This is a genomic window from Psychromonas sp. (assembly GCF_047632995.1).
Classification (GTDB): Bacteria; Pseudomonadota; Gammaproteobacteria; order Enterobacterales; family Psychromonadaceae; genus Psychromonas.
Genome location: NZ_JBLIEK010000048.1, coordinates 1 through 25,906 on the forward strand (window position 1 = coordinate 1; position 25,906 = coordinate 25,906).

Here is a 25,906-nt window from a genome sequence, read left to right on the forward strand (position 1 = left end):
CGCACCGGCTCGGAACGCACATCCCTGTGCGTGCCGAACCTAGTGAAATCATCCACGATTTCACTTGCTAAAGTCATCGAGCAAACAAGAAAAATGTACGGAAATTTCCGTAGCCGCATTGGTTTTGCGTTCTAATATTGAGTTGCCGATAAAATAAAAAAGTGGTTTTCCTTTGTTTTTATTCATTTTTATTAAAATTAAAAACTAAAGACCTAGTTCTAATTGTTTAACGATCAAGATTAAAGACCTGACCCCATTAGCGCAAATTAATAGTATCGCGGCTTTCGTGCAAAGTGGTGCTTATAAAGCTGTTATGCCTCCAATCAATAATTGTCCCATTGTAATTGGTGCATTTTATAATTCGCAAACTTATATAAGGTTTCTACAGATGGTTCCTCAAAGAGTTTTTATTTCATATCCACACGATTCAGCTGAACACAAAAAAGGGGAATAAAGTGGATCTTTGCGATCTTTGATTGAAAACAAACGCAGTGCAATTATTTCCAGAGTCAAAGAACCCTGTCTTTTTTAATTATAAATAAAGCAGGTAATTGTATTTAAGGACAGTTCACAAGTTGAATTTGGCGAAGCCAATCACGCTCTAATAACCACAACATCCAATATCATCCTAGGCCTTAGCCCCCACAAGTACTGTTGCGCTCCTCAATTTACAACAATATCATTATAAATTCACATTAAAATTTATAATGATATTGTTGTGAAAAAAGCCTCCTAAGAGGCTTTGTTTACAGTCATATTTTATGGCTGAGGTGTTGTTAAATCAATCTTGTATACAGCAAAACCAAGATCATCTTGATCCGCCAATTTAGTCATTGGACGCTCATTGTAAGTACTGATAAAACTATCTGCCGTTGCACTATCTTGGGTTTCAAAACGAATATCTAATGCGACTGAGCTAGTGATATCCAAGAAGCCCCAATTGTAATCAGCAGAAGGATCCACAGCGTCATTAGCCGCTGTTTCAGCAGTAATATAAGCCGCTAAAACATCACGGTTAGTATCAGGTTGTTCCATGACAACATAGTCAGCACCGGTACCCGCAAACTTACCACCAAATGCACGGTAGTTGTTTGTCGCAACAATAAACTCTTGCGCCATCAACGCATTTCCGCTCATCGCATTGTTATCTGCATCAGTATAAGTTAAATCAACAATACGGTTTGCACCTGCGTTGATCACCGCACAATCACCATCATACTTACTTGGTTGAGTTACATCGACTTTATAAGTTACACCGTCAATCACGTCAAAGTTATAGGTACGGTGAGTATCCCAATTGATCAAAGATTGAGCAGCGGTGCTATTTGGGTCAATTTGGTTAAACTGATTGGCACTACATTCAAGCCAATTTTTTAGATCCGCCCCAGTTATTTTAAGCGCAACCACTGTGTTTGGGTAAAGGTATAAATCAGCTGCATTCTTATAGGATAAATCACCACTTGCAACTTGCACGTAAGAGTCAACATCAGACGCGGCACTATGACGTCCCCCCGCTTTAAATGGTGCGGCCGCAGATAATACGGGTAGATCTTTTAGTGACTCATTATCTGAATATGCAATCTGGGCTTGCACATATTTCATTTGCGCATTCGATACGATTTGAACCGAAGGATCATCTTGTACCAGCGTCAGGAAGCTGTACATAGGGTCTGTTGCTTTACCGATTGGTGCATTAACAAACCTAAGTGTTTCATTGTGATCTATTTCTACCGCATCTTGAATGTCTTTATCTGCATAAACAGTAGCAACTTTTGTGCCCGCTTCATTACGTTCGTATATTTGGCGAGCTTCAGCTTTGGCACTGCTAACCGTCCATTTTTCATCGCTATATTCAAGAGTAAAATCAATAACACCAAGGTTATCACCCCAGCGCCCAGGCATAACAGCAGGAATACCGTTAATTAATCCATTTTCAATATCAACATTTGCTACATTTTCAAACTGCGCACTTGGGAAAACAGAATGGCTATGGCCAAACATAATCGCATCAATACCTTCAACCGTTGTTAACGCATAAGTTGCATTTTCAGCATTTACATCGCCAGGATTCTCACTTGACCCAATACCTGAATGCGGAATGGCAATGATAATATCTGCGCCATTTGCTTTCATTTCAGGAATAAATTTTTGTGCGCTTTCTACGATACCTTTGGTAGTTACTTTACCTTCAAGGTTTTGTTTGTCCCATTGTAATATCTGAGGAGGAACAAAACCGATGTAACCAATATTGATGGTACGTGCTTCGCCTTCGCTATCAACAATGTTGGTCGTTTTAATTATGTATGGCGTAAAGAGGTTTTCACCTTCTTTTTTATCCTGCCAACAGTCAGATTTACAATATACATTGGCGTTAATATAAGGGAAATTAGCGCCTTTAATCGCTTTTTGAAGGAAATCTAAACCATAGTTAAATTCATGGTTACCAATGTTCCCTACTTCATAATCAAGTAAGTTCATCGCTTTATGAGCCGGATGAGTGACAAACTCATTACCCTTTTTAAATTCACTCGCTACGTAGTCACCCATTGGGCTACCTTGAAGCAAATCACCGTTATCCACAAGCAGAGTATTAGCAACCTCTGTGCGAGCCGATTTCACAAGGCTTGCAGTACGTGCTAAGCCGATAGTGATATCTTCTTTACTCTGGTAATAATCATAATCCATGATATTCGCATGGATATCTGACGTTTCAAGTACACGTAATTTTGCTGAATAGGTCGAAGGGTTGTTGCAGCCAGCAAGTCCAATTGCTGATGAAATTAACACTGCTAAAAGAGTTTTATTCAAAATATTATTCCTTTTCATTATTTTTATTAAAGACCTTCTTAGAAAGTTTATTAACCAAGTATTGATCAATTTCATCCCTTGGTTAGCGCTTTACACATCACCATGTTAATGGTGCCAGTGATGAAATTAACTTTTAGGAAATTTCATATTTAGATACATCATTTGTCATTTTTGATAGAACAAGATTGTGTTTGAAACTGCTTTATCTTGATAATTCATAAAATAAAAAATGCTATAATAATCTAACAATAAAATTAACAAACAGAGTAAAAACAAAATTTTACATTTTAGTTTCTCGTTAATGGAAAGTAGCTTATGTAATGATAAGAATAGAAAGTGTGAGCTAAACACCAATAATATAATTTACAAACACCCTTCGCCAACCAGTTCACAAAACGTGTTGTTCTTGGTGTTTTAAACAGCACAGTGCGACCGTAACCAATTGTTTATAAGGGATTAATTGCTTTTCAAAATAAAATAAACATACAAATATTTAATTGTAATTTGATGTTTAAATCTTGAAGTGTTGAATTGGGATAAAATAACCGAAGCATAACAGCCATAAATAAAAAGATGAAAGTTAAAAATAAATTTATTAATTTTACATCAAAAGTAAATTTAACAAAATACTAACAACTCCCTATTGAAGCTCAAAAATCGTCATTCTCCACCATGAAACTAGAATCTGTGTATGGTTTTATTGTTGCACCTGATGATGTGATTACTCATCGCTATTTTTGCTTACTGTCAACCGGTAAAAGCAAAAAGGCAAACAAAAAGTCAGGACTAAATGAAAAAAAGGCAGGACAGCCAATTCTTTTTTTGAAATTTTCTGTTAATAAAAACTCACATTATCACCAAATATGATCGAGTATTTGTGCGACCACAACAGAATAAATATTTTCATTGTGATTCAGTTAAATAATGAGGCGTTTTGAAGAGATTAATACATCAGCATCCCTTAGCAAGGTGCTAATTGAACGGGTAGATTGTTAACAATGACTTTTAATGCAGCATTTGCTGTAATTTGGTTTTGCCTGATATCCAGCGTTTACCAGTATGTTCGGCAAACAATGCAAGCTCATCAAGCGAGCCGACTGCTCCATGATAATTTTTACCAAAACTGCTGGCTAATTCTAACCATGTTTCACTATCTAAACCAAGCACGCTAAGTAAGCATGGTGTTTTCGCACTTATTGCACCGCGTTTATCCTCACTGACAACCCGTCCAGTCCAATCAACAAGCTCGAAATAGTCGATGAAAGCATAGGGAATGCCTTGCGGCTGCTCGTTACATTCTCCTGCTACAAAGCCGAATAAGGGTTTACTCGTCATATCTGAGCAAGCTTTTTCTTGCTCACAACAACTGCCATGAATACGCTCAAAAACTGATGTATATTCTGATTGCTCTACACTTTCAGCCATTTTCGCGCGCACCGGATTTAAATCAACATACGCCATGCAGGTTAATAGAGCTTTTTCATCCAATAATGCTTGAGATTTAAACCGCCCTTCCCAGAACCGCCCCTTACAGTTATCCTCTTTATTGGCTTTACGGGCGATAAATTCATTTAATGAACGCATAAACCAAGAAATATCAACTAAACGACGTCGCCATCTAGCGATCACCTCCAATGCCATAGTAATTTCAGCATCACTGGTTAACTCCCCTTTTAGCCAACGAGATACAATGGACGAACCAGAATAAAGTTGATGCCAGCGATTGCAGATATCCTCATCTGAGCATGCTTCTATTTCGACTTCATTGGCATGTAAAACAAGATGATAGTGATTAGACATGATCGAATAAGCGCAGACATTAATCGCAAAAATATCACTGAGTTGACGGATGCGCTCAACCATCCATTGACGCCGATGTGAAAAGTTTTTTCCGCTATATTGATCTTCACCGCACAAGAATGCACGACGAACACAACGAGAAATACAGTGGTAATAAGGTGTATCGACAAGCGAAATTAACGAAGACCGTGATTGCGTCATATTTACCTCTACTTATGTTTATAAAACCTCTGGTTATATAGTAGGTATAAATTCACAATCCGTCAAAAAGGTATGGCTGTCCTCAAGTTCTGTTGAATTGCAGTGTCTTGTTGTGTTTTGCCATCTCCCCTAGTCGGTCCAAGCAAGGTAGCAATCCTTCCATGCGCTGTGTCATGGTCTTACTCCTGTTGAATGACTTTCTCTCTGTCAAATCCCTTCGCTCCACCCGCTCCGCCACACTAACTCTCATCAATGTTTTGTTCGTAGGCTTCTTCACTATTATGGATTTGTCTGACTTCCAACCCGTTATATTTATTGGCTACGCCAATTCGGCTTCCCAATAAACTGTTTATTTAACAAACAACGAGCTGGATCTCCCGAGTTCCGCATAAAAGACATCACCACATGCACAAGGTCTTATGACTGCGAAGAGCCTATAGATGACTAGCGATACCAATAATGGTTTTGTCATTTATAGTATTGCCTTCTCTTTCAGCCAACAAGGTCAGCACTCTTAATTATGATTTCGCAGCTCAATACTCAGCCTATGGCTTCCCCTGTCAACGCTTAACTCGACACCTTACGATGCAAAGCCCATGACTCGGGGTTTCGGCGGTTCGCTAACCTTACCGAACTAAGGAATTACACCTTTAATCTTCTACCGATTTATCTCGGCGCACTGGCTGTCCTCAATTAGTAGCGATATATGTCCTCAAGTATTTCCTGCAAAATACACTTCATCGAATATGTTTACTAATCGCATAGAGCGTGCCAACATGCCGGACTTGTCCAACAATAGATTAAGTCGTGGTTCGCATTGCTCACACGACCTATCCTTATCAGTTATGTGAGACTTTCCATTGCAGGTTCACATTGCACATTGAAAGCTTTCTACAGTTGAAACTTGCAAATATACTAATTTACATAGATTAAATCGAAAATAGTGTGCCCATATAATCCCAAACCAAAAAACTCTTTAACAAAAAGGGCATATTTTAAACTACTGTTAAATTGTGCAAAACCAAAGTTAGGATCAAAAAAAATAAAATTATTCTCAGACTTATTTGTAATTGCTGCGCAAGCGTGATCTTTAACCTTAATAATGGATCGTCCTGAAGGGCTTTTAAGAGACGTTTTAGCTATACCGGCAGGAGTTTGGCACTTTATAAGCGTCGAATTTCTTGCCATAGATACCTTTGATAAAGCTACATCAACACCTGAAAGTCCTTCACTGTAGTTGCCACCGAATTGGGCTATTCGCTCAGCATAAACAAGAACACCTTTTTCCAAATGAGTATCTTTAGCATCCATTAGATTCTTTGCGTCAGGCAATCTATTAAGCCCTAAAAAAGCTATTGATAGTCCTGCACAAACTCCATCTTGAGCTTTTTTCCCAGTTTGCATACTAGCCCATCTCATACTCAGTCCGGCTCCTTGATCAAATTTTCTTACTTTGCCACCATGACTTGTTACCAAATCTTTGAACTGGTTGAAGTTACTAATAATAATTCTCCTTTAAGTGTTGTTTGAATGTTGATAGTTGATAGCTCATAACACCGCGTTAAACGGCGATGAAATTGGGCAATATTTTTGCGGTCTTTTTGCAAAAATTGCGCCCTGTTTTAGTGTCCGATTTCAACGCCTTTTTAAATACCCTGTTTTATTTGATGCATTAAGCCAGCCCTTAAACCGTCAATCTGTTTCTCATTAAGAACATACTTCGGCTTGTATTTAAGCCCAATAAGAAGATCATCTTTAGGAGTTATGACAGTTTCTCTTCCATGACCAAAATTTGAAATTACAAAATCCTTTAAAACACTCTGTCCTTGTAACTGATAAGCAATTCTAAAAATTGATAAGTCACCTATCCAGCCATCTATTTCTAACCTACAAAATCGGGGACACCCACACAAAATCGGGGACACCCAAACCTTTTTACTGATCTCGGTCAATAAAAAGGTTTGGGTGTCCTGCCTTTGCCTTTGGCCTTTGTGCCTTTGTTGCCTTTTAGTTTTTCCTTTTTGCCCTTACATATTCACAGCAATAATGCCATTTGCACCGGCTGCAAAAACTGTTTTACCATCGAGGCTGGTCGTAACGCGTCGAACAAAGCCAATGCCTTCTGTTATCTCATAGGTATCGACGACCGAGAGCCCGGCATCAGACACGCTGATGCGGTATATCGTTGAATCAATTACTGCATAGACATAGTTACCACTTGGAGTGACTGCTGACGCAGTGGGGTAACCCAGATCAAGATCTGTAACATCCGCCAATTCAGAAAGGGAATCATTCACAATACTCACGTTATTGATAATTCCTATATCACCATCGGCGCTCCAACTACTCGTTGTGAAGCTGCCACTATTGGGTAACAGAGCATATGATAAATTGTAAGGGTTAAAAACAGCGCGGTCGGGTGAAGAAATACCGCTCTCGCCAAAAATAACAACATCTCCCCTTCTAGAAACCCCATCAACAGTTGGGCTATATAAACTACCGGAAGGGTAGCCAGCAAATTCGCTTGAACTTAACAAACTGCTTGCTTCTATATCTAATAGCTGAAAATACTCCCATTGATTTTCCGAAGTAAGAAGCAATTTATTCTCTGCCACACACTCAAGTCGATCCACGGTGACAAAAAGAACTTCATCGACAAAATCTAAAGTATCAATATCATAGTGATGTACCGCATTGCCTGTTGCCGCATATAAATTGCCATCTTCTTGGCACCAGGTGACATCAGAAAGATTAATAACAGATTGCGTCGTAATTGAGTTATTACTCAGGTCAATACGAACCAAATTATTGTTAGAGGAATCGGCACCAATAAGTATGTTCTGTTCTGCAACATATAACAGCTCGTTAAAGTAACCTGATAATGCCCAATAATTATCGGTAATACTTTGCTGCTCTATAATACTAAACACGGGGGCATTTCCTTGGTGCCCATCTACCGTCACAATATAGTCGCCGGTTGCTAAGGTGGCAGGAACGCGTGCAGTGAGCACTTCATCACTGATATAACGAATATTTTCGGCCAGTACATCATCAAACTGGACGACCGATGCCGGCACAAACCCAGAGCCTGTAATTAACACTTCAATGGTTTCACCTAGGGCTGCATATACAGGAGAAACATGCGCGGCCGGAGAAGGTTCCTGATCGGCCGGGGGGGGCGTAACTTCGCCACCCGGTAAGGGTACGCCCTCTGCAACGTTGACATCACCACACCCAGCAGCAGGGCAAACCTCACTACTACCCAGTGAATTTTCCATAAGCTGCCAAACAGGTACGACAACAGTTTTGTTCTCAGCAAAGACAAAAACCGTGAGTTGATCATCCGAAATGACGATCTTTCTTGCTGTTCCAACACTTTCATCAAGTGTGCTTGAATACGCAGGAGTCACCAATTCATTGCGAGAATCACTCACATCGAAGTAATGCAAACCGCCATCAAAATCGGCAGCAATAATAAAGTTGCCATCATGACTCAAATCAGAAGCAGGGATCCATGTCGGTGCATTTAATTGAGCAATAATACCAAATTCACGATCGTACAAATTAGTATTATTAACGAGTATCCGGTTGCCAGTCGCATCGATAGAAGCGCTAGAATAACTCGCAGTCACGCCAACCGGCTGAAGTAAAGCTTCAACCGCCTGATACTCTACTAACGGCTGTACAGGCGACAATCCATTTTCACCAAGTAATATAAAACTTCCATCCGAAGAGGACGCAATTGCTGAATTATATAGACTAGCGATTGATTCACTTTCAAAAGTATCCATATCGACGGACAAAATCGATGTTGAACCACTTCCCTGATAATCAGTCACAATGGTGAGTCGACCAAATACATCAAATTCGCCATCGCTTAGTACCGTATTCCAGCCCGCAGAAACGATATCTGAATTAACAATATAAAGATCGTCCATTTCTATTTCGACAAGTTCGTCGCTCGTCATCGCCACGAGTAAATTATTATTGTGATTTAAACTAAACGACCGCAAGTCCGCAATTGCAATCGATGTGTCATCCCAACCACCACCAGTGGTATATCGTAATTGCGTCAACTGAGATGAGGCGTTGTTTTGATAATAAACAGCCTGACGGGTCGCATCATAATAGGCTTTGCTAACCGAGCCTCCTCGGCTGACAATCGAATAAGGAAAATACACAGGGTCAACCACAGTCACCGACACACTTGATTTATAGCTTACATCGTCATGACGAATAGCAATTTCCAGCTCCCCCGAATCGGTTGGCGTCGTAATCAATTCAACCAGAGTAGGCGATAAAATATTAATCGTGGCTTCTTGACCATTCACATAAAAATTATCATTTTCACTAATTTGCGAGCCGGAAAGAATAAAACGTGATTCGGTATTAGTAATCGCGACACCCGAACTCACCGAAACCAGAACGCCCGGTGCAGAAGGATCATATGGGAAAGGATCATTTTCATCATCAAGAAAATCATTATCATCATTTAAATCGGCATTATCACCTTCACCGTCTCCGTCATTATCTGCCCACTCCAATCCATTAAAAGGAAATGCATCGACATCATCTAAATATGTGTCGTTGTCGTCGTCGGTATCGGTGTTGTCACCAAGAGCATCGCCATCAAAATCGCTCCACTCAGCACCGTCTAGCGGAAAGACGTCTTCGCTATCGCTTACACCATCGTTGTCGTCGTCGGTATCGCCGTTATTTCCAATACCGTCTAAATCCGTATCGAGAGACTCCGTGGCATCTCGAGGCAAAGCATCTTCCTCATCGACAACACCATCGTTGTCTGCATCGGGATCTTCGTTATCCCCTAGCCCATCATTATCTGCATCAAAAGATTCATTCGCATTATTTGGAAATACATCGTCAACATCGGGAACCCCGTCATCGTCAGAGTCAAAAAGTAAAGGGTCGGCTGAGACATCATACATTACAGAGATATTGGCAGGGCTACCACTAAGGTGAGATTGGCAGCTCGCGTCAAAGCACACCGATACTCTGACGGTTTCTGAATGGCTCCCAACGGTGAGGTTAGAAGGCGATGTTGGCTCAAATGTAAGCGTTCCCGATGTGCCACTCATACTTACATACGCATCGTCGAGCAACCGAGTATTGCTTGCATCAACAAAAATATAAACGTTTTGATTAACATCGATAACACTACCGGTCACAGATTTTGAAAGCGGACGATAATCAGTTTCTACCGCCGAAAATTGAACCGTGCTTTGATTTAAGCGAAACTGATCATTTTTATCTCCACTCCCGCCGCCACAGCCAATAATAACACTTGAAAACAGTGTAGCTAAAACAAGCCGATAGCTTTTCTTGAAACGCGAACGTATTTTCATACTCGTGATACCCCAATCAATATATATTCCATTATGTAAATAACAAGCTAACACTACGGCCAAATTTACCAAGACGTATATGTAAGCTCCTGACTTCTAAAATAAAAAAGGTGCTATAAAGTAATTTAAATAAAAATGGCCTTGTCGTTTTATGCCTTTTCCTCCCCGATTAACCGTCTTTTTCATTATTTTAATCGTGACTATCATATTTAATATATTCTGCGTCAGCCTCAGATAAAGAAGCGTATTCTTGTAATAGCTGTATGATTACACTGATACTTATAACGAGGCTGTAGAATTTCTCTTTTCAGCCTGTTCATTAAAATAAAATCACATTAACCTACTTTTACTTGATATTAAATAGATTATTAATTTTTTCACTAACTACATGATTAAATTGAGTGATAAGTAGGATTGTGGGGCTAATAATAAGATTATTCTTGATATGAGGGCTTCGCCCTTAGGTTAATCTAAACTATTCCTTAACTTCTCGATGTTGTGAACAATACAGTACATCTTCCATTGCGCATTCACTTTATCTTGCCCGCGAAGCGTGAATTTATTCATCCCTTTATTCACGGTAATATTACCAAACACAGGTTCAATCGCACCAACCAATGCCAACCAATGGGGTCAGGTCTTTAATCTTGACTGTCAACGCAAAAAACGGGATCAGAGTAATAATAAAAAGCTTTGAGTGTCCGGCAAGTCGAGGAGGCAAATCGAGGACATCCATAACTTTGGCTTATTAAGAATTGTATTTTTTATGGTGTGGCTGGAACTGATATTCCCGATAAAACAACTCGGGAATGACGGGGCGGGGATTATGGAATGGTAATTAACGGTTGAGGACAACCAAATCTTTTTATAAATTCAAAATACTAGTGCAACTAAACCAAGTCGGCTACGGAAATTTCCGTACGTTTTTCTTGATCAATCAATTCCTTTAGCAAGTGGAAACACGAGCGAATTGAACGCCAGTTCAGGGGATGAGCGGGCAAAGCTCTGCGTGCCCTTCTGTTTCCACTAAGCTCGGCACGCACAGGGATGTGCGTTCCGAGCTGGTGCGTTAAAAAGGGATTTATTTAGCAAGATAAAAAAACGTTTCGGAACGGCACTTTTTGGTTACTTTTTCTTGCTGTTGAGAAAAAGTGACTCGCCGACAAAGGCGAAACTCCAACAATGAAAGTTACGAAAAACGCTCACAAGCGAAGGCTTACGAATAATCGATGTGGCTACCTACATTACTATTCAGAGCAAAGCGGGCTAAAAACAGGATGCGCAGAGCTTATCCGCTCATAAAACTTAACTGCCGTTCAATTTGCCCCGCGCCCCTTTAACAAATAATTCAGCTGCAACGGCTAGGCAATTTCCGTACGGTGTTATTGTGAAACTAGAAGACATAAGAGACAGGACATATTCATTTTTTGAAATTTTCTGTTAATAAAAACTCGCCTTATCGCCCAATATCCGCAAGTGTTTGTACGATCACAGCAGAATAATTATTTTTTATTGTCGTTGACTTAAATAATGAGGAGTTTTGAAGAGATTAAAATCAGCACTGACGGGAGGTCTTTCAGTCATAACAGCGCTGAAAGATCCCCGAATAAAGTATCAAAAAAAGAAAGTAATGATTAACTTGCTTGTTCTAATATTTGGCGGCTGATTTCAAGGTTAATTTCTTTCGTTTCACCGAGTGCCACCATGCCATGAGATTCCAAGTTAGCCATTAGAACATCGATATCTGCAGCGCCTAACTCTATATCAGACAAGCGGACAGGCATCGCCATCTTCTGGAAAAAATCTTCCGTTAACGCGATAGCTTGATCAATTTTCTGCTCTTCACTGCCCTGGGTGATATGCCAAACACGCTCTGCATATTGCAGCAGTTTTTCATGTTTAGCTGTCCGACGCACTTTCATTACCGCAGGCAAAACAATTGACAGGGTACGGGCATGATCAATCTCGTAAGCACCCGTCAGTTCATGGCCTATCATATGGGTAGCCCAATCCTGAGGTACACCGGCACCAATCAAACCATTCAATGCCATAGTGGCAGACCACATAATATTTGCGCGTACTTCAATATCATTTTTCGTTTCTGGTTGTAGCGCTTTGGGCCCCTCTTCAATCAAGGTTTGTAATAAGCCTTCAGCAAAACGATCCTGCACTTTTGCGTTAACACCATAGGTAAGGTACTGCTCCATAGTATGGATAAACGCATCCACTACACCGTTACTAATTTGTCGATCCGATAACGACAAAGTGACCGCAGGATCTAAAACAGCAAATTGTGGTCGCACCGCAGCACTTGAGAAGGGTAATTTATTGCCGTCACGTGTTACCACGGCGTTAGTATTTGTTTCTGAACCGGTTGCCGGTAAGGTAAGCACAACACCGATAGGTAAGGCACTTTCTATCGGTTCTTGTTTGACCAGAATATCCCAGGGATCATCGCCGGCAAACAGCGCCGCTGCCGCAATAAATTTACAACCGTCAGCCACAGAACCGCCGCCGACAGCCAGTAAAAAATCGATATCATGCTCTTTAATGACAGCCTGCGCTTTCATTAAAGTATCGTACTTTGGATTAGGCTCAACACCTGAAAATTCAAACCACGTATGATCTTTTAACGCATTGACCACCTGATCATAAACGCCATTATTTTTTATGGAACCACCACCATAAACAACTAATACTTTGGCATCCTTTGGTATTTCGGTAGAGAGTGTCGCGATTTGACCTTCACCAAAATGAATACGTGTCTGATTTTGAAAACTGAAATTTAACATATTGCTTCCTATTATTATTGGCAATGTACAAGAGCAACTTAATTTAAGTTGCTCTTATTTAACTTGCTAGTATTTAAGCTACTTTTGTGTCGCTAGCTGTTTCATTAATTTTTCTGCAACCAACGCTGAACTAGCCGGATTTTGCCCCGAAATAATCAGTCCATCCTGTACTGCAAAGGCTGACCAATCGGCACCTTTTTGATATTTTGCGCCGCGTTTAACAAGTTCATCTTCCAATAAAAAAGGCACAATATCGGTTAACTGTACGCCTTCTTCTTCGCTATTGGTAAAACCTGAAACTACTTTACCTTTAACTGCAAACTCTCCATCAGGGCTTTTAACATTCAGCAACGCCGCAGTAGCATGACATACGGCAGCAACAGGTTTGCCGGCAGCTAAAAATGATTCAATCAAGCTAATTGAATCACTATTTTCCGTCAAGTCCCATAATGGGCCATGACCACCAGGGTAGAAAACAGTGTCGTAATCCGCTTCATTAAGGGTTGCTAACACTTTAGTGTTCTTTAATTGCAACTGCGCGTCGCTATCCTCGGCAAAACGTCGAGTTGAGTCACTTTGAAAATCTTCGGTATCACTGGTTGGATCGATAGGTGGCTGTCCACCGGCTGGTGAAGCTAGGGTGATTTCGACCCCTGCATCTTTAAAAATATAATAAGGTGCGGCAAACTCTTCTATCCAGAACCCGGTTTTATTACCTGTATCGCCCAGTTTGTCATGTGAAGTTAATACCATTAATATTTTCTTAGCATTCATATGCTTGCTCCTTTATTTAATCTTAATAGGTTGTGTGTAATTAATTGACCTGACCAGTGTATGCCCGAGTATAAAATTTAACAATGCAGACCCAATTGAAATCATTGTTATAATAATTGATACAGTTGTGCCCTGTTTACCAATAGAGAGAAATACTGGATATTTCATTTGAGCAACTCAAAAGTATGATTGTCTTTGCCCGGGTAGTAGAACAAAAAGACAAATACAAAAAGACAGACATCCAAACCTTTTTATAAATAAATCAAACAAATTCGGCGAACGTCTTACTTTACGTTTTTCTTGATCAATCAATTCTTTTAGCAAGTGGGAACACGAGCGAATCGAACGCCAGTTCAGAGGTATGAGCACCAAAGCTCTGCGAGCCCTATTTTCTCTTGTTGTTAAGAAGCATAACGCCCGCGAACTGCAAAACTGCATTTAGGCTTATCATCGTTAACACGCCGTCAAGGAGGAACGCCTAAAAATAGCAGGAATCGTCACCAGCAAACAGCGCACGTCTGAGCGTAATGACTTGCTCTGATCCGTTTCTTAGCTTAATCTCTTGGGATTAACTCAATAAAAACACAGTAAATACAAGGGCTAACATGGGCAATTCATCACAAAAATCAACATTTAAAAAGAGCACCGCACAGCCCACTTTATACTGGCACGACTATGAAACCATCACTACAACTACCTGATATATAACAAGTTAAATCCCGCACAAGCAACGCACGGACAGCGTACGGTACAATCAGAACAATAGATCACGAAGTAAAACCATCTAAATTTGCATATGCAGCCAAGTTTATAATCAGTTATTTCCGCATAAATCACATGATGATTTTGTTGAATATTAACTAACTTTATATGTTCCTGCCGAGCTGCCACCAGTTACCGCCACTTGTGCGTTTTGTGTTATTTCATCAACTACCGCATTGGCAATGGCTTCGGCCAGTTTACTCGCCATTGCAAACTCCCCAGTTAGTACAAAGCCCTGGGCTTGTAATTCTGTTTCTAATTTTTGTTTAAGTGACGATTTACTTAATGACATTAATTTTTACCTGCAAAAACGGTTGTTGATACATCTACATGCGGCTTACCCATAAATGGACAAATACTCGCGCCTGTACAAACGCCTTTTCCACCGTTCAACTTAATTGTATCTGCATCCTGGGTGATGTTTTTTGCTGTTATGTTTAAATCTTTTTCTATGGTCTGAATTTTATTGCCCATTACTTTTAATTTATCATCTAGGGTAACAACGATATTGCGCAATTTTCCGACTGTTATTATTAACTCCCCTGCGGTGGCCACTTGCATATTACCCAATGCACCTAAGGTTAAATCGTCACCGGCTAATAGATCGATTGCGCCTAATGCTTCAATTACTTTTTTACCCACTATTTCTTCAATGCTGTTTTCATCAATAATTGAATGATGCTTACCAAATTCGCCCTTGTATCTATCTGCCGCCTCGTTTTTTTCAAAGGCGCGCTGATTTTGCGTTTGGTCGGTTTGCTCGGTTGTATTGCCGGCGGCATCTGTTCTGCGGCTTACTTCCTGCCTTTGCTGTTGCAGCTGTTCACCCGGCTTGATATCTGGCAGCGCATAATCTCGACCATAAACCCCGCGAATAATAGGTAAATCATTGCGCCCGTAGGCAAAGGCGATTTCGACAACGGTTCCCTCAAGCGGGTAATCTGAACACCCGGACCCGGAGCTAAGTCCGGGCATTGGGATTGAACGGTAAACGGGGACTTTTAAATCTGGCTGCAGGTTTTCATCAAGCATCTGCACATCTACTGCGTAACGGGGGCGAAATGGATCTGCTATTTGTCCAGCTTGGGCATTATCGCGGGCGGCTTCGACTCTTCCCAATTTTGGAAGATGGAATCCGGCGGCAAGTTCTGGAAAGTGATTTAATGTTTCACGTTTTTTGGGTGGCACTTGATGTGGTGATGCTGACCAGTAGGCGGTCATTTCGTCCCCCGCTAAGTCTAAGCGGGTAATGCGCTGGTCGTTAATTATGGCGCCCGGGCGCAACATTGGGAACGGCGGGAAAGTGATATTGTCACCAAAGCGGCGCGAGGTTAAATCCAGCGGCACGGTAACGTTTTTATTATAAAAATGGCTGTCTTGGAACTCGCTAAAAAAAACGCTCTGGTCTAACTTTTGAAACCAGATTGGATCAGTTAAGCCAAAGGCCTTGGCAATTTGTGCCAGGCATTGATAGCCGGTTCCGGAGCAAACAAAATTTGGGATTATTTTATCGGTATAATCCACGTTTTCCGGCAGATCGAATGTTAACCCGGTTTTGTCTGCTATAGCGGCAAATAGCTGGCGCATTGTTGGGTGTTCAATGCTAATGGGGCAACGGTTGGATAATATGCCTGCGTTTTCTTTGACGGTAATTTTTATATGGCCGTTTTCTGCAGGTTGTATTTTTTCAATATATCCCTCAAAAAACTGTTTTAAATTGTTTTTATAGCCGATATCAAAGCGCACTGCCTGATGCTTTTCAACGGCTTGATTATCTGAAAGCGTAAATATAGCCACGCCGCCTAATGATAATTTCAAACTTACTGAGTGCGCGGCCAGTTTCACTTCGTCATTATTAATATAAAGTCGTTTATCAAGTTTCATAGGCCAGTCTCCTCGGCATCCTTAAGCGCCTGCTGCAAGCGGGTGTTTTGTTCCTGCTCTGGTTTAGTCTGCTGTTTTTTACGGATTTCTTTTTGCTCTGCTACGCCGTTGACTTCGCGCAGCTCAAAGGAGACGCGCCAAGCGAGTAGCGCTCCGTGTTCGGTAGCAGTAATACTGCCGGTGAATTTTGCCTGGCGTATTTTTAAGGCGCGGGCCATATCACTGCCAATACGGTATATCTGGCGGCTGTCAGTTTCATCGTGAGCGGAGGCCAGCTGATAAAGTTTGGTTAATGTCTCCACTGATTTAAACGGGATAATACCTGCAAAGGTGAGTTTTTTCCCTTTGTCGCCCTGCTCGGCAGCGTCAGTGCCCGAGGACTGGCCGGACATGTCTTTATCTTGTAATTCCATGGTCATGGCAACAGTCATGGCATCGAGTTTAATTATTTCGCCATTAAGACTTAACATAAAAGCTCTCCAAAAAAGGTTAATGGCTGCGGGCTGAGCATTAAACTTGCAACTGTGTATTGGTTATTATTGGGAACGCTGGCCTGATTTAACTGGGTGGCGATGCTTAAGGGCGTGCCGCTTAATTGCAGACTCCAAACACTGGCCGGCAGGCTTTTAAGGCCATTAATAGCCGCGCTTATTGCGTCCAACTTAGCGCTGCGTTTTGTGGCCAATAAGCTGAGTTTATCGATCACATTGGTTTTGTCGCTGGCTAAGGATTCCAAGGTTGCTAGCTGGCTTCCCTGCTGCTTTAACAGTTGGCGCAGCGGATTAGCGTTAATATTTGCCTGTGGTTTAAAGCGCGGCTGAATAATGGCTGCAGGTTGAAATAACTTATCCACTGCATTGGTGGATAAAGCCGTGGCCTGCCGTGCAACCTGGCACCAGTCCGGCATAGGAAAAACAGCGGTTAAATTATTAAGAGTTGCAGCAAAGCTCTTAAGCTGTGATTCACTGACTAAAATTGCAACTGCGTATAAATTGCCCGTGGGGCGGTTTTGGTCAACGTGATCGCCTAGTTTATTGACCAGTGTTTTAATGGCGGCCTGCGGGTTAAGGTAATCACCAGATGGCTGTATATTGCCCACTTCAAATTGATAGGGCGAGGCGGTTAATACTGTTCCCTGATTTAACAATATATCCAGATCGGCGCGAAGCCCTAAAAGCGCCTCGGCCTCTACGCTTAGCGGGTGCCGGCTATAATTAGCATCGCTTTTTCTGGCTTCAAGCAGTGCGGCGGCCGCTTGCATTTCGGCGCCGGTCTGTCCGGTAACTGCTTCTGCGGCGGTCTGGATTACCTGTGCGGCGTTCGGCCAGGTTAGGAGGGAGTTTTCCCACATATTATCCAACCTTGGTCACATTGACAAAACTATAGGGTTGTCCGCCAGATATTGCTTTATCCCCCCCTGAATCTTGAAGAATTGTAGGATTTACTTTTTGGCCTTTCACTAGTGTTATCGGCGCAAAATTAATGCCACTATATGAACTTGCACTGGTACCACCCTCAGCGTGATATCCATTATGCTTGTTTCTGTAACTACCTGTTTTATCTATGTCTAATGTAGTAATGACGCGCGTACTCGCGCCAGTGACAAACATTGTTCCGATCTCAAACAAATACACACCTGAACGTTTTATGGAAATAGTTCCATCGAACGCAATAGCGCAGTCTTTACTTTCTTGCTCGTACTCCGATCGTAACTGTGTGTATGATTTGTTAGGTATTAATTGAGCATCTTCTATTTGTGAATAAATTCCGCCCCCAATTTTTTCGACATCAAACGTACCGGGCACCTCACTAGGCAGTATTATCTGCACCTCCTGAGCAATGGCATAATCCAAAACTTCTAAAATATCTGCTTGAGAAGCAGACATAGCATATTGAGTCCCTGCGGGATCATGATCATAAAATGTCAATAGACCTTGGGTGGCAATGGCTCTATCGATCATCAATTTACACTCTTCTACGGTATGCTGATAAAGAGATGCGCGGCACATTTTTGTCGCATATACAGGTGAGTCAATCACCTGTATATCAGGGTCGCCTGAGCCTGCTGATAATCCTTGATAAATTGTGTACGCTATACTGTATAAGTTATCAATGATAGGCAGAAACTCGCGTTTTATTTCGCTCATCGGTGATACAAAACCTTTCGGGGTTATACCTTTCCCAAGCAATAAATTATGTGCGCCATTGATTTCCGCAAGGGCTTGGGCATATGTTGTAGGTGAACCATCCCGCATATCTAGATGTGGATAAAGTCCATGATTAAAAAATTCAAATCCTCTGGCTTCTAAATCCAACGCCTGCGCTGCACTTATGTAACCCGATTCATCTATTGAGTTAGAGGCTAAACCAAAAAACACACCTCTTGCCTCGAATTCATCAGCAAGCGGTAATTGTGACAAATACCCATCATCGAAAGTAAAACATACACAAGCACTAGCACTAGCAGCGACTGGAGTGTTTTCCTCAATAACTAGCTGACTATTGTCATAATTAATACGCTCATCTGTAATGGCACCAGCTACATTAACTGTCGCTAACTTTGCAACATAATGCTGCATGCCATTAACATCAATATAATCAACCAATTCCGTTTCTGATAATGTAATAGTGAGCAGGTTATACCATTTGGACAGTACAGTCCCCTCACGCACGACATCAACAAAGAGCATGTTTGGTTTATTGGTTATGGTCTGCTGCACTTCATTTTCTAATACTGCACGCAGGCCTCCAAGATAAACCAACCCGGGAGTGATTTTGTATTTTGTCGGATCGGCTTCCTGAGTTACATCAAAGCCATTCACAAAGGCGGTGTGGCCATAGTTGTCTAAACAAGTTAGACGATGATCTTCTTCGATGCCGAATAAGCGGGCTTGATAGTCAATTTGCCAGGTTTGCGCATCAATAGTAATGCCCGCCATCTGCGCGGCACCATCGTATTGTTGGGTTAATGACTTGGTGCTTGCCATGCCATCTTCTTTGGTTTCTTCGACTTTATGAACCACCATTCCACATGAATTCGGCACGTTTTTATCGCGCAAATAAATGGCGTTAAATGTCACTGCCGGCACCGCACCAGGAATAACCACAGAGTATGCTAAGGCATTATTGCCGAGCTTACCGACTTGATCTATATCTTGCTGGTGAACCCATAACGCGATATCCGGCAAACCTAAATCGCGATCAATCTCGATGCCTAGGTCTAAACCGGGAATGTAGGCAAAAATCATTTCATTCATGTCTGGTGCTTGACCTACACTGATTTTATTTTGTAAGTAACGCTCAAATTCGCGTGGTATTGCCGTTTGACTCATGGTTAAAACTCCTCTTGTTTTGCCTACAGTGCGGCAATGAATATTTGTTGTTGATGCGCAATCGCAGTGGGTTTAACTGTTAACGCTATTAATTTTTCTTGCTGTGCTAAAAAACTGGCAAAGTTATGCGAAAATTCACCACTTGCAATGGTCAATGTCGATGGATAAGTAACTTCAAAACGATAACGTCGGCAGGTTCTCCCATATTGTTCTATTAATGTTTGTATTAATTTTGTGTTATTAGAAATATCACCATCTGTTAGTTCAATGGTGCAGATATCCCAATCAAGAGCGTTTTCCCGCTCTTTAAAGGCAACGACGCCTATATCCAAACGATTAAAAATTTCTTTAAATCCAGCCACACTGCCGGCGTCTTTAGCGTTAATGGCGGCGTACTGAACCCGTTTTCTAAACAGCGCTAAGGATTCGTCGGCAAAGCGTTTGATGTCTCTGTCCCACGCCATGAGATTAAGCAGAGGCTCACTGCAGGTTAAGGGAGCGGTTTGCGATAGCGGAAAGAGCAGCCAATTTTTTATCAGTTTAAAAAAGGCCGTTACGCCTTTGGATAAAAAATGCGGCTCTTTGGTTTCTTCGCTGGTTGTGTTTCCGTCCTGCCACCATGGCACTATGATTTTCGGCTGTTTAGGCGCTGTCATTAAACGGCCTCCGCAACGATAAGGGTATTAAGGCGCGGCTGTTTTAAAACGCTGATAATGTCATCCTGAACAATACCGTCTACGGTTATTTTTAAGGATTTAACCAGGGGCATACTGATATGTATTTCGCTGTTCATTTTCGAGATGCTAAAACGACCGGTTGGATTAGCGCGGGAGATGTCAGAGTAAGCGGCGCTTTCACGAAACGCGGCACGAATGCGGTCTTCAACAGCGGTTAATTGTGCGGCTATCTGCTCATCGGTTAAATTTTCTATTAAAACAATGTCAGCGGTGATGCTATAAAGCTGTTCAGGAATAGCGGAAACGGTTAACAGGTCGCCATGACCGTGGTTTTTATCATCGGTAATATGCAGATTTAACAGGTCAATGGTTGCCTGCGGGGTTGCGCCCACTTCCATTAATAGATAAGCGGTGGCACTGCCCGGGGTGATTTCACCGGTGTTTAAAAAATAGATATTATCGGCACGAATACCGGCCACGCTGGCAATAATTGAGCGATAAGCATCATCGATGTGCCAGCCGCCGGAACTGGTGAATGCGTTCTGTAACCTTAGCGCCAGCTCTTCGTCGGTTTCAGCATTAGCGCCGGAAATGGTTATCCAGTTGGGGGCATTAGTGGCGCTAATAATGCCGGGGATTTCTTCGGGTAGAATATTAAAATAACCGGCTGACAGGTTATAGGCGGCGCCCGCCTCTGTCGCTTCAACTAATACCTGTCCGGTTTCCTCCCCCACGCCGATCACGGTTTCGGCTAATACCTGCAATTTATAAATAATGCCATCAATGGGCAAGGTTTGAATAATAGCGCCCTGGTTAATAGTTGCCGCTTCGCTGGCGTTCGCTTTTGTCAGGGTGATATAGCCGATGGTTTTCACGGCTTCTTTAATGGTGACATTTAGTTCCCATGCTTTTAGCTCTAATGACCAGCGCTGCGCCGTAGCCACAAACATATTAGGCAGGACGTAACCGGCTAATAAGGTGTTAATTAACCAGAGTGTTGGCGTAATAACGGCGGCACGCACCCAACGCCAGAATGGTGACATTTTCGAGTCATTGGATAAGTTACTGCCGGCGGCGGTTACCTGCTCTTTTAATTTAGCGTCGAGTTCGGCTTCTGTGGTGGGAATGCCGGATTGCGCCAATATTGCTTTAAAATCTGCCGTGGGTCTGTTGCTCATACTGTTACCTCTATGGTGCCAAATTCATAGGCATCTGCGGTTAAAAAAATATTCCCGGCAGACTGTTCACTCACCGTTGCCGTGCCGGGGATAAGTCGGACGTCCTGCTCTGCTAATTGCTCAATCTGCACTAAAACATCTTCGCGCAGGGATGGGTTGCGCTCGCCGATTAATTCGCGGGCAAGTCCTGACTCCATAATCGCGTGTTTTATATCCTGAGCAATACTGACTAAATCACTACATTGGGTTGGCTGCTGACCTGCATCTAAATGCCAGCCGCCATCGATGACAATAATGTCTATCTGCGTTTTATCCGGCATCGAGTTCACTCCATTCGGCTAACTGGTCTGGGGTCATGGCATTTTGTGTGCTGATATTAATGTTGCCATAGGTGCGGGTGCTGCTATTGCCATATTTGTAATTTGAGGATGCGTTTTTCACCATGTTGTGCGGCAGCGGTGTTTGATTTTGCGGTTTTTTGTAGGGAGCCACGTTAATTGAATCTGTGCTAGTTTCCGCCAGTGCGCCCGCTGAGCCCTGCATGGCTTTAATGTCCGGCGTGGTCGGCATTGCGCCGGCTTTAAAGTCGATATTAACACCGGGGATCATGTTTAATTTATCAATTACCCAATCAATGGTGTCGGCTAAAAACTTAAATACGGCGGTATCACCAAAGCTGGCTTTCAGATCATCCCAGTAATAGATCACAGCGCCAACGGCGGCGACCAGGGCGATAATGCCGGCGACAACCCAAGTGATAGGATTTGCCCAAAGTGCGGCGTTAAATAACCAGGCGCCGGCGGTCATTAAAATAGTTTGGATGCGCAATATTCTAAAGGCGCCGTTTAATGTACCCATGGTTAAGGCCCATCCGGCTGACATCATTTGGCCAATACCGAGGGCTAATGATAATCCAGCTACGACGCCGCCAAGGGATAACCCGGCAATGGCAACATAACCCAATATTTCACCTAGAATAGGAAACTCCCCCACCCATTCGGTGATCACGTTCATACCGTCGACCATTGTCCCTACCACGGAATTAAGCGCAGGTAAGACAGCGCCAAAAACGGCGGCACGCAGCGCAAAGGATACGGCGGTAAGTCGCTTCCACTGGTCGGTCATACTGGCGGCCATCTCTTCTGCTTTGCTCATTCCCTGCACTTTTCCTAACGCTTCGATGCTTGCGCCCAGTCCGTCGGTGTCGGCCATTAATAACTTGATCATGCCGGTGGCTTCTTTGGTACCGAATGCTTTAGCAAGTTCATCTGATTCTGCAACTGAAATGGTATCGCCGTATTTGCCCTTTAATTTATCGAGGATATCGAGCATGGGCAGCATTTGCCCCTGACTGTCGGTAAAGGTGAGGTTTAATTTATCTTGTGCTTTTGCAACACCGCCCAAAAATGCGCGGTATTTTGTACCGGCTTCACTGCCTGACATAGTTGCCTGCAATGTGCCAAGGATTGCCATTTGCTCGTTCATTCCCACCCCTACCGAGGTGGCCTCTGCGCCGATACTGGTAAAGGCGCTGCTCATTTCTGAACCGGTGGTTTTAAACATCTGCACGGCGCTGGCGGTCATGCCTGCAACCTGTTCAACCCACTCCCCCTTACCCATCTCATTTGCTTGATTTTTAAAGATGCCATACATGGTGCCCATGTAGCTGGTAATAGTACCGGTATCGGCTTTGGTGGCAGCGGCAAGCACGGCGGATGCGCGTGTAAACTTGGAAAGCTCATCGCCATCTAAGCCGGCAATGGCAGATTGAATATCATAGGACGCGCCCACAAATTCAGTGGCGCTTTTACCGTAATCCACGGAAAAATCCAAGGCGGTTTTCCCCAGCTGCTTTAGCGCATCGTCGGTCACGCCAAGGGATTTCATCTCGCCCATTTTGCGGTCCATCTCAATGGCAGGCATCAATGCATTTTGAATAGCAAAACCTGCAGCCACTAGCCCTGCGCCGCCCGTCACCATGTTTTGCATACCTTGTCGGCCAGCGGCAACGGTACTTTGAATTTGATTGCTTATGCCCCGCAACGGTCTGGTTACCTGATCAACTAAACCGATCTGCATTAATAATCGTTCCATACTCATTTAAATAATTTTCCTATGGCATTGGCAACGGCGATTTCCTGCCGCTTATAAAGATGATCATCAAGCCAGATGGCGCGGGCTAAGTTTTGCGGCTCGTCATCCTCATTGGGTAACAAGTGGCGGCGCAGGGTCAGGGCTTGCTCATACTCGTTTTTCTCTATTTGCCCGACCCTGCTAGTTAGTTTTTTAGACTGACTTTAATACCGTTTTTCGCCCCTTTATTTACTTCCATAAAGAGTTCCATAACTAAACCTGGCACGGTATCCAGCAGTTCAACTAATTGCTCTTTTTGCTCATGCTTAACGGTGCGAGTCAAAAAGGTGTAGGCAGGCGCGACTTTGTTGTCGATAGTCAGCTCATTGGTGTAGTTGTTGTGATCTTTAACAGTTGGCGCAAACGCTAAATCATGATCGCCGACTGTTACTATTACCGCTTTTGCTAGTGCTGTTTTGCTCATTATGATGCTCTCTTATTGTTGTTGTTCAATGTGTTATAAAGTCGGTCAAATCCGATTTGCATTTGCTGTTCCAAGCGTTCTGTTAAATCTTTTACTTCCGGCTTAGTTGCGTAGTTTACTGCTACGTGTGTTTTGTAGGTTGCCAGTTCGTTGGATAACCGAAACAGATAACCGATTAAAATACTGGTTAGCAGCGTTAAAAATGATGCGAGCGTAACTAATGCATTTATCCAGGTTGGATCCATTTAGCCCCCTTTGATTGCTTTTTTAAGTCCGGCAACGATACCCACTGGGTCTTTTCCGGCGCTTACCTGTTTATCCTGCGAGCGCTTGTGAATACTGATGCCTAAAACACTGAGCGCAATGGTAAAGAGCGGCGTTAAGGCAACCACGCTGGTGACTAAAGCGGCGGCCTTTTCAGGATAAAACACCATAGAAACGGTTAAACCCAAAAATAATAAAGTCCACGTCAGACAAACAGCATAACCAAAAGTAGGACGCCAGCGGCGCACATAGGCATCATTGCTGGCAAGTTCTGCTTGCATGGTGGCGTTCTGCTGCACTATCGCCAGTTGACGTTCATCACTTTCCAGCTCTGCATGTTTAAAGGCCAACTTTTTCAAGGCGATACGTTCGTCACTTTCAAGCTGTTTAATCTTGACTAATGCATCTGGATTGTTTCGCAATTCCTGCTCGATAGCGGCGGGTGTATTTTCAACCCCTAATGCGCTGGCGACCATAGAGCCCACGGCGGTGCCTGCTGGGCCACCAATTAAGGTCCCTATAATTGGCGCGCTATTACCGATCAGTGATTTAATGCTATCCCACATAATTAATCCTTTTGAATAGTTAATCGTGCTGGTTTTCCGCCAAGCTCTTTCATTAGCGGGTTAAATGCATCGGTTGAGCTAATAACGCCCCACTGGCCGTTGATATAACCAAAATCTCCCCCCGGCGCTAAGCATCCGGCAAGTTCACCAGGTGTATTAGCGATATGAATCAGCACATGCGTGCGCAGACTTGGGCCATAAATAGTGACGCCCAGCTCTTTGGCAACCAGGGCATAACATTCACCGTGATGCGGGGAAGTATGCGGCAGCAGGTCATAGGTCCCTTCTACGACACAAGATTCATAGGGGATATTGTTACAATCCGGGCGCTCAACCATGCAGCAAACTTCACTGCCGTCTTCGCGGTATAAATAGGAAAAAGTGCCCTGTTTGAAATAACGTCGTTTTAAAATATAGTGCTTCATAATCTGCCTTTTTCTGCCAATGCCTGGCAATAGATACAATACTGACAACCGGGAATAGCAAGCCGGCGCGCTGACGGGATAACCTCATCACATGCAACACAATTTACAGCGCTTACTACAAACTTGCTTTTGCTGCTTTGCTGCTGGCTGCTGATTGCCATTTGTGTCTGTTTCATTTCAAGCGCGCTGGCGTGGTCCAAATTATCCATTTTCTTAACTCTCTGTTTATACTTTCTGCCTACAACAAGCCGCGTGTGTCTTCGGGGCTTAGATATGAAATATCGTTAATGCGCACAAAATGAGGGCTGGTGACAAAGCCTTTTAATTTGCGCGTGCTTTTATCCGCAGATTCAGGATCAACACTGAGTAAATCGGCAATGACTAGCTTGACGCCAAAGAGTTCGATTTTATCTTCGTCTTCGCCTGCGCTGGCGTAAAACATACAGTCATGGGGCTCGACACCGCGAAAGCTGCCAGCTTCACGGGCTTTTTGCTGCAGCTTGCGAAAGTTGTTCAGATCCAA

The 25,906-nt window shown here is 42.8% G+C and carries 23 protein-coding genes; all 23 read right to left on the reverse strand.

Annotated features, from left to right (window positions below):
- Positions 1-759: 759 nt before the first annotated feature.
- Positions 760-2,811 (reverse strand): bifunctional 2',3'-cyclic-nucleotide 2'-phosphodiesterase/3'-nucleotidase, encoded by a 2,052-nt coding sequence (locus ACJAT7_RS09900; RefSeq protein ID WP_415226665.1) that lies wholly within the window; start codon positions 2,809-2,811, stop codon positions 760-762.
- 1,002 nt (positions 2,812-3,813) lie between these two features.
- Positions 3,814-4,809: a transposase gene (locus tag ACJAT7_RS09905; protein WP_415226644.1), complete on the reverse strand. Its 996-nt coding sequence runs from the start codon at positions 4,807-4,809 to the stop codon at positions 3,814-3,816.
- 915 nt (positions 4,810-5,724) lie between these two features.
- The gene (locus tag ACJAT7_RS09910; protein WP_415226645.1) at positions 5,725-6,228 is read right to left on the reverse strand and encodes a YopT-type cysteine protease domain-containing protein; all 504 of its coding nucleotides are present in this window, start codon (positions 6,226-6,228) and stop codon (positions 5,725-5,727) included.
- Positions 6,229-6,836: 608 nt separating this feature from the next.
- Positions 6,837-10,172 carry a thrombospondin type 3 repeat-containing protein gene (locus ACJAT7_RS09915; protein WP_415226646.1) on the reverse strand — a complete coding sequence of 1,112 codons (3,336 nt, stop codon included), beginning with the start codon at positions 10,170-10,172 and terminating at the stop codon, positions 6,837-6,839.
- Positions 10,173-10,637: 465 nt separating this feature from the next.
- A complete protein-coding gene (locus ACJAT7_RS09920) occupies positions 10,638-10,769 on the reverse strand; it encodes a transposase (RefSeq protein WP_415226666.1) in 132 nt (43 codons plus the stop codon).
- A 1,037-nt stretch (positions 10,770-11,806) separates the two neighbouring features.
- The gene (locus ACJAT7_RS09925) at positions 11,807-12,964 is read right to left on the reverse strand and encodes an iron-containing alcohol dehydrogenase (RefSeq protein WP_415226647.1); all 1,158 of its coding nucleotides are present in this window, start codon (positions 12,962-12,964) and stop codon (positions 11,807-11,809) included.
- Positions 12,965-13,042: 78 nt separating this feature from the next.
- Positions 13,043-13,738 carry a type 1 glutamine amidotransferase domain-containing protein gene (locus tag ACJAT7_RS09930; RefSeq protein ID WP_415226648.1) on the reverse strand — a complete coding sequence of 232 codons (696 nt, stop codon included), beginning with the start codon at positions 13,736-13,738 and terminating at the stop codon, positions 13,043-13,045.
- Positions 13,739-14,594: 856 nt separating this feature from the next.
- The gene (locus ACJAT7_RS09935; RefSeq protein WP_415226649.1) at positions 14,595-14,792 is read right to left on the reverse strand and encodes a hypothetical protein; all 198 of its coding nucleotides are present in this window, start codon (positions 14,790-14,792) and stop codon (positions 14,595-14,597) included.
- Entirely contained in the window at positions 14,792-16,384 is a 1,593-nt protein-coding gene (locus ACJAT7_RS09940; RefSeq protein WP_415226650.1) for a hypothetical protein, read from the reverse strand. Before ACJAT7_RS09940 ends, ACJAT7_RS09935 begins: the two co-directional genes overlap by 1 nt.
- Complete coding sequence (locus ACJAT7_RS09945) at positions 16,381-16,854, reverse strand: DNA-binding protein (protein ID WP_415226651.1); 474 nt, start codon at positions 16,852-16,854, stop codon at positions 16,381-16,383. Before ACJAT7_RS09945 ends, ACJAT7_RS09940 begins: the two co-directional genes overlap by 4 nt.
- Positions 16,848-17,735, reverse strand: a complete 888-nt coding sequence (locus ACJAT7_RS09950) for a hypothetical protein (RefSeq protein WP_415226652.1) — start codon at positions 17,733-17,735, stop codon at positions 16,848-16,850. The genes ACJAT7_RS09945 and ACJAT7_RS09950 overlap by 7 nt, the downstream gene beginning before the upstream one ends.
- 1 nt (position 17,736) lies before the next feature.
- Positions 17,737-19,716 carry a phage tail protein gene (locus ACJAT7_RS09955; RefSeq protein ID WP_415226653.1) on the reverse strand — a complete coding sequence of 660 codons (1,980 nt, stop codon included), beginning with the start codon at positions 19,714-19,716 and terminating at the stop codon, positions 17,737-17,739.
- A gap of 23 nt (positions 19,717-19,739) precedes the next feature.
- On the reverse strand, positions 19,740-20,372 hold the full coding sequence (locus ACJAT7_RS09960; protein WP_415226654.1) for a phage tail protein: 633 nt from the start codon (positions 20,370-20,372) through the stop codon (positions 19,740-19,742).
- A complete protein-coding gene (locus tag ACJAT7_RS09965; protein WP_415226655.1) occupies positions 20,372-21,571 on the reverse strand; it encodes a baseplate J/gp47 family protein in 1,200 nt (399 codons plus the stop codon). The genes ACJAT7_RS09960 and ACJAT7_RS09965 overlap by 1 nt, the downstream gene beginning before the upstream one ends.
- Positions 21,568-21,891 (reverse strand): DUF2590 family protein, encoded by a 324-nt coding sequence (locus tag ACJAT7_RS09970; RefSeq protein WP_415226656.1) that lies wholly within the window; start codon positions 21,889-21,891, stop codon positions 21,568-21,570. The genes ACJAT7_RS09965 and ACJAT7_RS09970 overlap by 4 nt, the downstream gene beginning before the upstream one ends.
- The gene (locus ACJAT7_RS09975) at positions 21,881-23,671 is read right to left on the reverse strand and encodes a phage tail tape measure protein (protein ID WP_415226657.1); all 1,791 of its coding nucleotides are present in this window, start codon (positions 23,669-23,671) and stop codon (positions 21,881-21,883) included. The genes ACJAT7_RS09970 and ACJAT7_RS09975 overlap by 11 nt, the downstream gene beginning before the upstream one ends.
- The gene (locus ACJAT7_RS09980; protein WP_415226658.1) at positions 23,668-23,787 is read right to left on the reverse strand and encodes a DUF6890 family protein; all 120 of its coding nucleotides are present in this window, start codon (positions 23,785-23,787) and stop codon (positions 23,668-23,670) included. The genes ACJAT7_RS09975 and ACJAT7_RS09980 overlap by 4 nt, the downstream gene beginning before the upstream one ends.
- 62 nt (positions 23,788-23,849) lie before the next feature.
- Positions 23,850-24,128 carry a putative phage tail assembly chaperone gene (locus tag ACJAT7_RS09985; protein WP_415226659.1) on the reverse strand — a complete coding sequence of 93 codons (279 nt, stop codon included), beginning with the start codon at positions 24,126-24,128 and terminating at the stop codon, positions 23,850-23,852.
- The gene (locus tag ACJAT7_RS09990) at positions 24,128-24,373 is read right to left on the reverse strand and encodes a hypothetical protein (RefSeq protein ID WP_415226660.1); all 246 of its coding nucleotides are present in this window, start codon (positions 24,371-24,373) and stop codon (positions 24,128-24,130) included. Before ACJAT7_RS09990 ends, ACJAT7_RS09985 begins: the two co-directional genes overlap by 1 nt.
- Positions 24,374-24,958 carry a 3TM-type holin gene (locus ACJAT7_RS09995; protein WP_415226661.1) on the reverse strand — a complete coding sequence of 195 codons (585 nt, stop codon included), beginning with the start codon at positions 24,956-24,958 and terminating at the stop codon, positions 24,374-24,376.
- 2 nt (positions 24,959-24,960) lie between these two features.
- Entirely contained in the window at positions 24,961-25,383 is a 423-nt protein-coding gene (locus ACJAT7_RS10000) for a DUF5675 family protein (protein WP_415226662.1), read from the reverse strand.
- Complete coding sequence (locus ACJAT7_RS10005) at positions 25,380-25,592, reverse strand: TraR/DksA C4-type zinc finger protein (RefSeq protein WP_415226663.1); 213 nt, start codon at positions 25,590-25,592, stop codon at positions 25,380-25,382. The genes ACJAT7_RS10000 and ACJAT7_RS10005 overlap by 4 nt, the downstream gene beginning before the upstream one ends.
- Positions 25,593-25,621: 29 nt before the next feature.
- Positions 25,622-25,906: phage protein (locus ACJAT7_RS10010; protein WP_415226664.1), on the reverse strand; the 285-nt coding region annotated here is incomplete at its 5' end.

Coding starts and splice junctions, on each gene's coding strand:
- ACJAT7_RS09905 (WP_415226644.1), bottom strand. CDS start 4,809: ATGACGCAATCACGGTCTTCGTTAATTTCGCTTGTCGATACACCTTAT.
- ACJAT7_RS09910 (WP_415226645.1), bottom strand. CDS start 6,228: ATGAGATGGGCTAGTATGCAAACTGGGAAAAAAGCTCAAGATGGAGTT.
- ACJAT7_RS09915 (WP_415226646.1), bottom strand. CDS start 10,172: ATGAAAATACGTTCGCGTTTCAAGAAAAGCTATCGGCTTGTTTTAGCT.
- ACJAT7_RS09925 (WP_415226647.1), bottom strand. CDS start 12,964: ATGTTAAATTTCAGTTTTCAAAATCAGACACGTATTCATTTTGGTGAA.
- ACJAT7_RS09930 (WP_415226648.1), bottom strand. CDS start 13,738: ATGAATGCTAAGAAAATATTAATGGTATTAACTTCACATGACAAACTG.
- ACJAT7_RS09935 (WP_415226649.1), bottom strand. CDS start 14,792: ATGTCATTAAGTAAATCGTCACTTAAACAAAAATTAGAAACAGAATTA.
- ACJAT7_RS09940 (WP_415226650.1), bottom strand. CDS start 16,384: ATGAAACTTGATAAACGACTTTATATTAATAATGACGAAGTGAAACTG.
- ACJAT7_RS09945 (WP_415226651.1), bottom strand. CDS start 16,854: ATGTTAAGTCTTAATGGCGAAATAATTAAACTCGATGCCATGACTGTT.
- ACJAT7_RS09950 (WP_415226652.1), bottom strand. CDS start 17,735: ATGTGGGAAAACTCCCTCCTAACCTGGCCGAACGCCGCACAGGTAATC.
- ACJAT7_RS09955 (WP_415226653.1), bottom strand. CDS start 19,716: ATGAGTCAAACGGCAATACCACGCGAATTTGAGCGTTACTTACAAAAT.
- ACJAT7_RS09960 (WP_415226654.1), bottom strand. CDS start 20,372: ATGACAGCGCCTAAACAGCCGAAAATCATAGTGCCATGGTGGCAGGAC.
- ACJAT7_RS09965 (WP_415226655.1), bottom strand. CDS start 21,571: ATGAGCAACAGACCCACGGCAGATTTTAAAGCAATATTGGCGCAATCC.
- ACJAT7_RS09970 (WP_415226656.1), bottom strand. CDS start 21,891: ATGCCGGATAAAACGCAGATAGACATTATTGTCATCGATGGCGGCTGG.
- ACJAT7_RS09975 (WP_415226657.1), bottom strand. CDS start 23,671: ATGAGTATGGAACGATTATTAATGCAGATCGGTTTAGTTGATCAGGTA.
- ACJAT7_RS09985 (WP_415226659.1), bottom strand. CDS start 24,128: ATGAGCAAAACAGCACTAGCAAAAGCGGTAATAGTAACAGTCGGCGAT.
- ACJAT7_RS09990 (WP_415226660.1), bottom strand. CDS start 24,373: ATGGATCCAACCTGGATAAATGCATTAGTTACGCTCGCATCATTTTTA.
- ACJAT7_RS09995 (WP_415226661.1), bottom strand. CDS start 24,958: ATGTGGGATAGCATTAAATCACTGATCGGTAATAGCGCGCCAATTATA.
- ACJAT7_RS10000 (WP_415226662.1), bottom strand. CDS start 25,383: ATGAAGCACTATATTTTAAAACGACGTTATTTCAAACAGGGCACTTTT.
- ACJAT7_RS10005 (WP_415226663.1), bottom strand. CDS start 25,592: ATGGATAATTTGGACCACGCCAGCGCGCTTGAAATGAAACAGACACAA.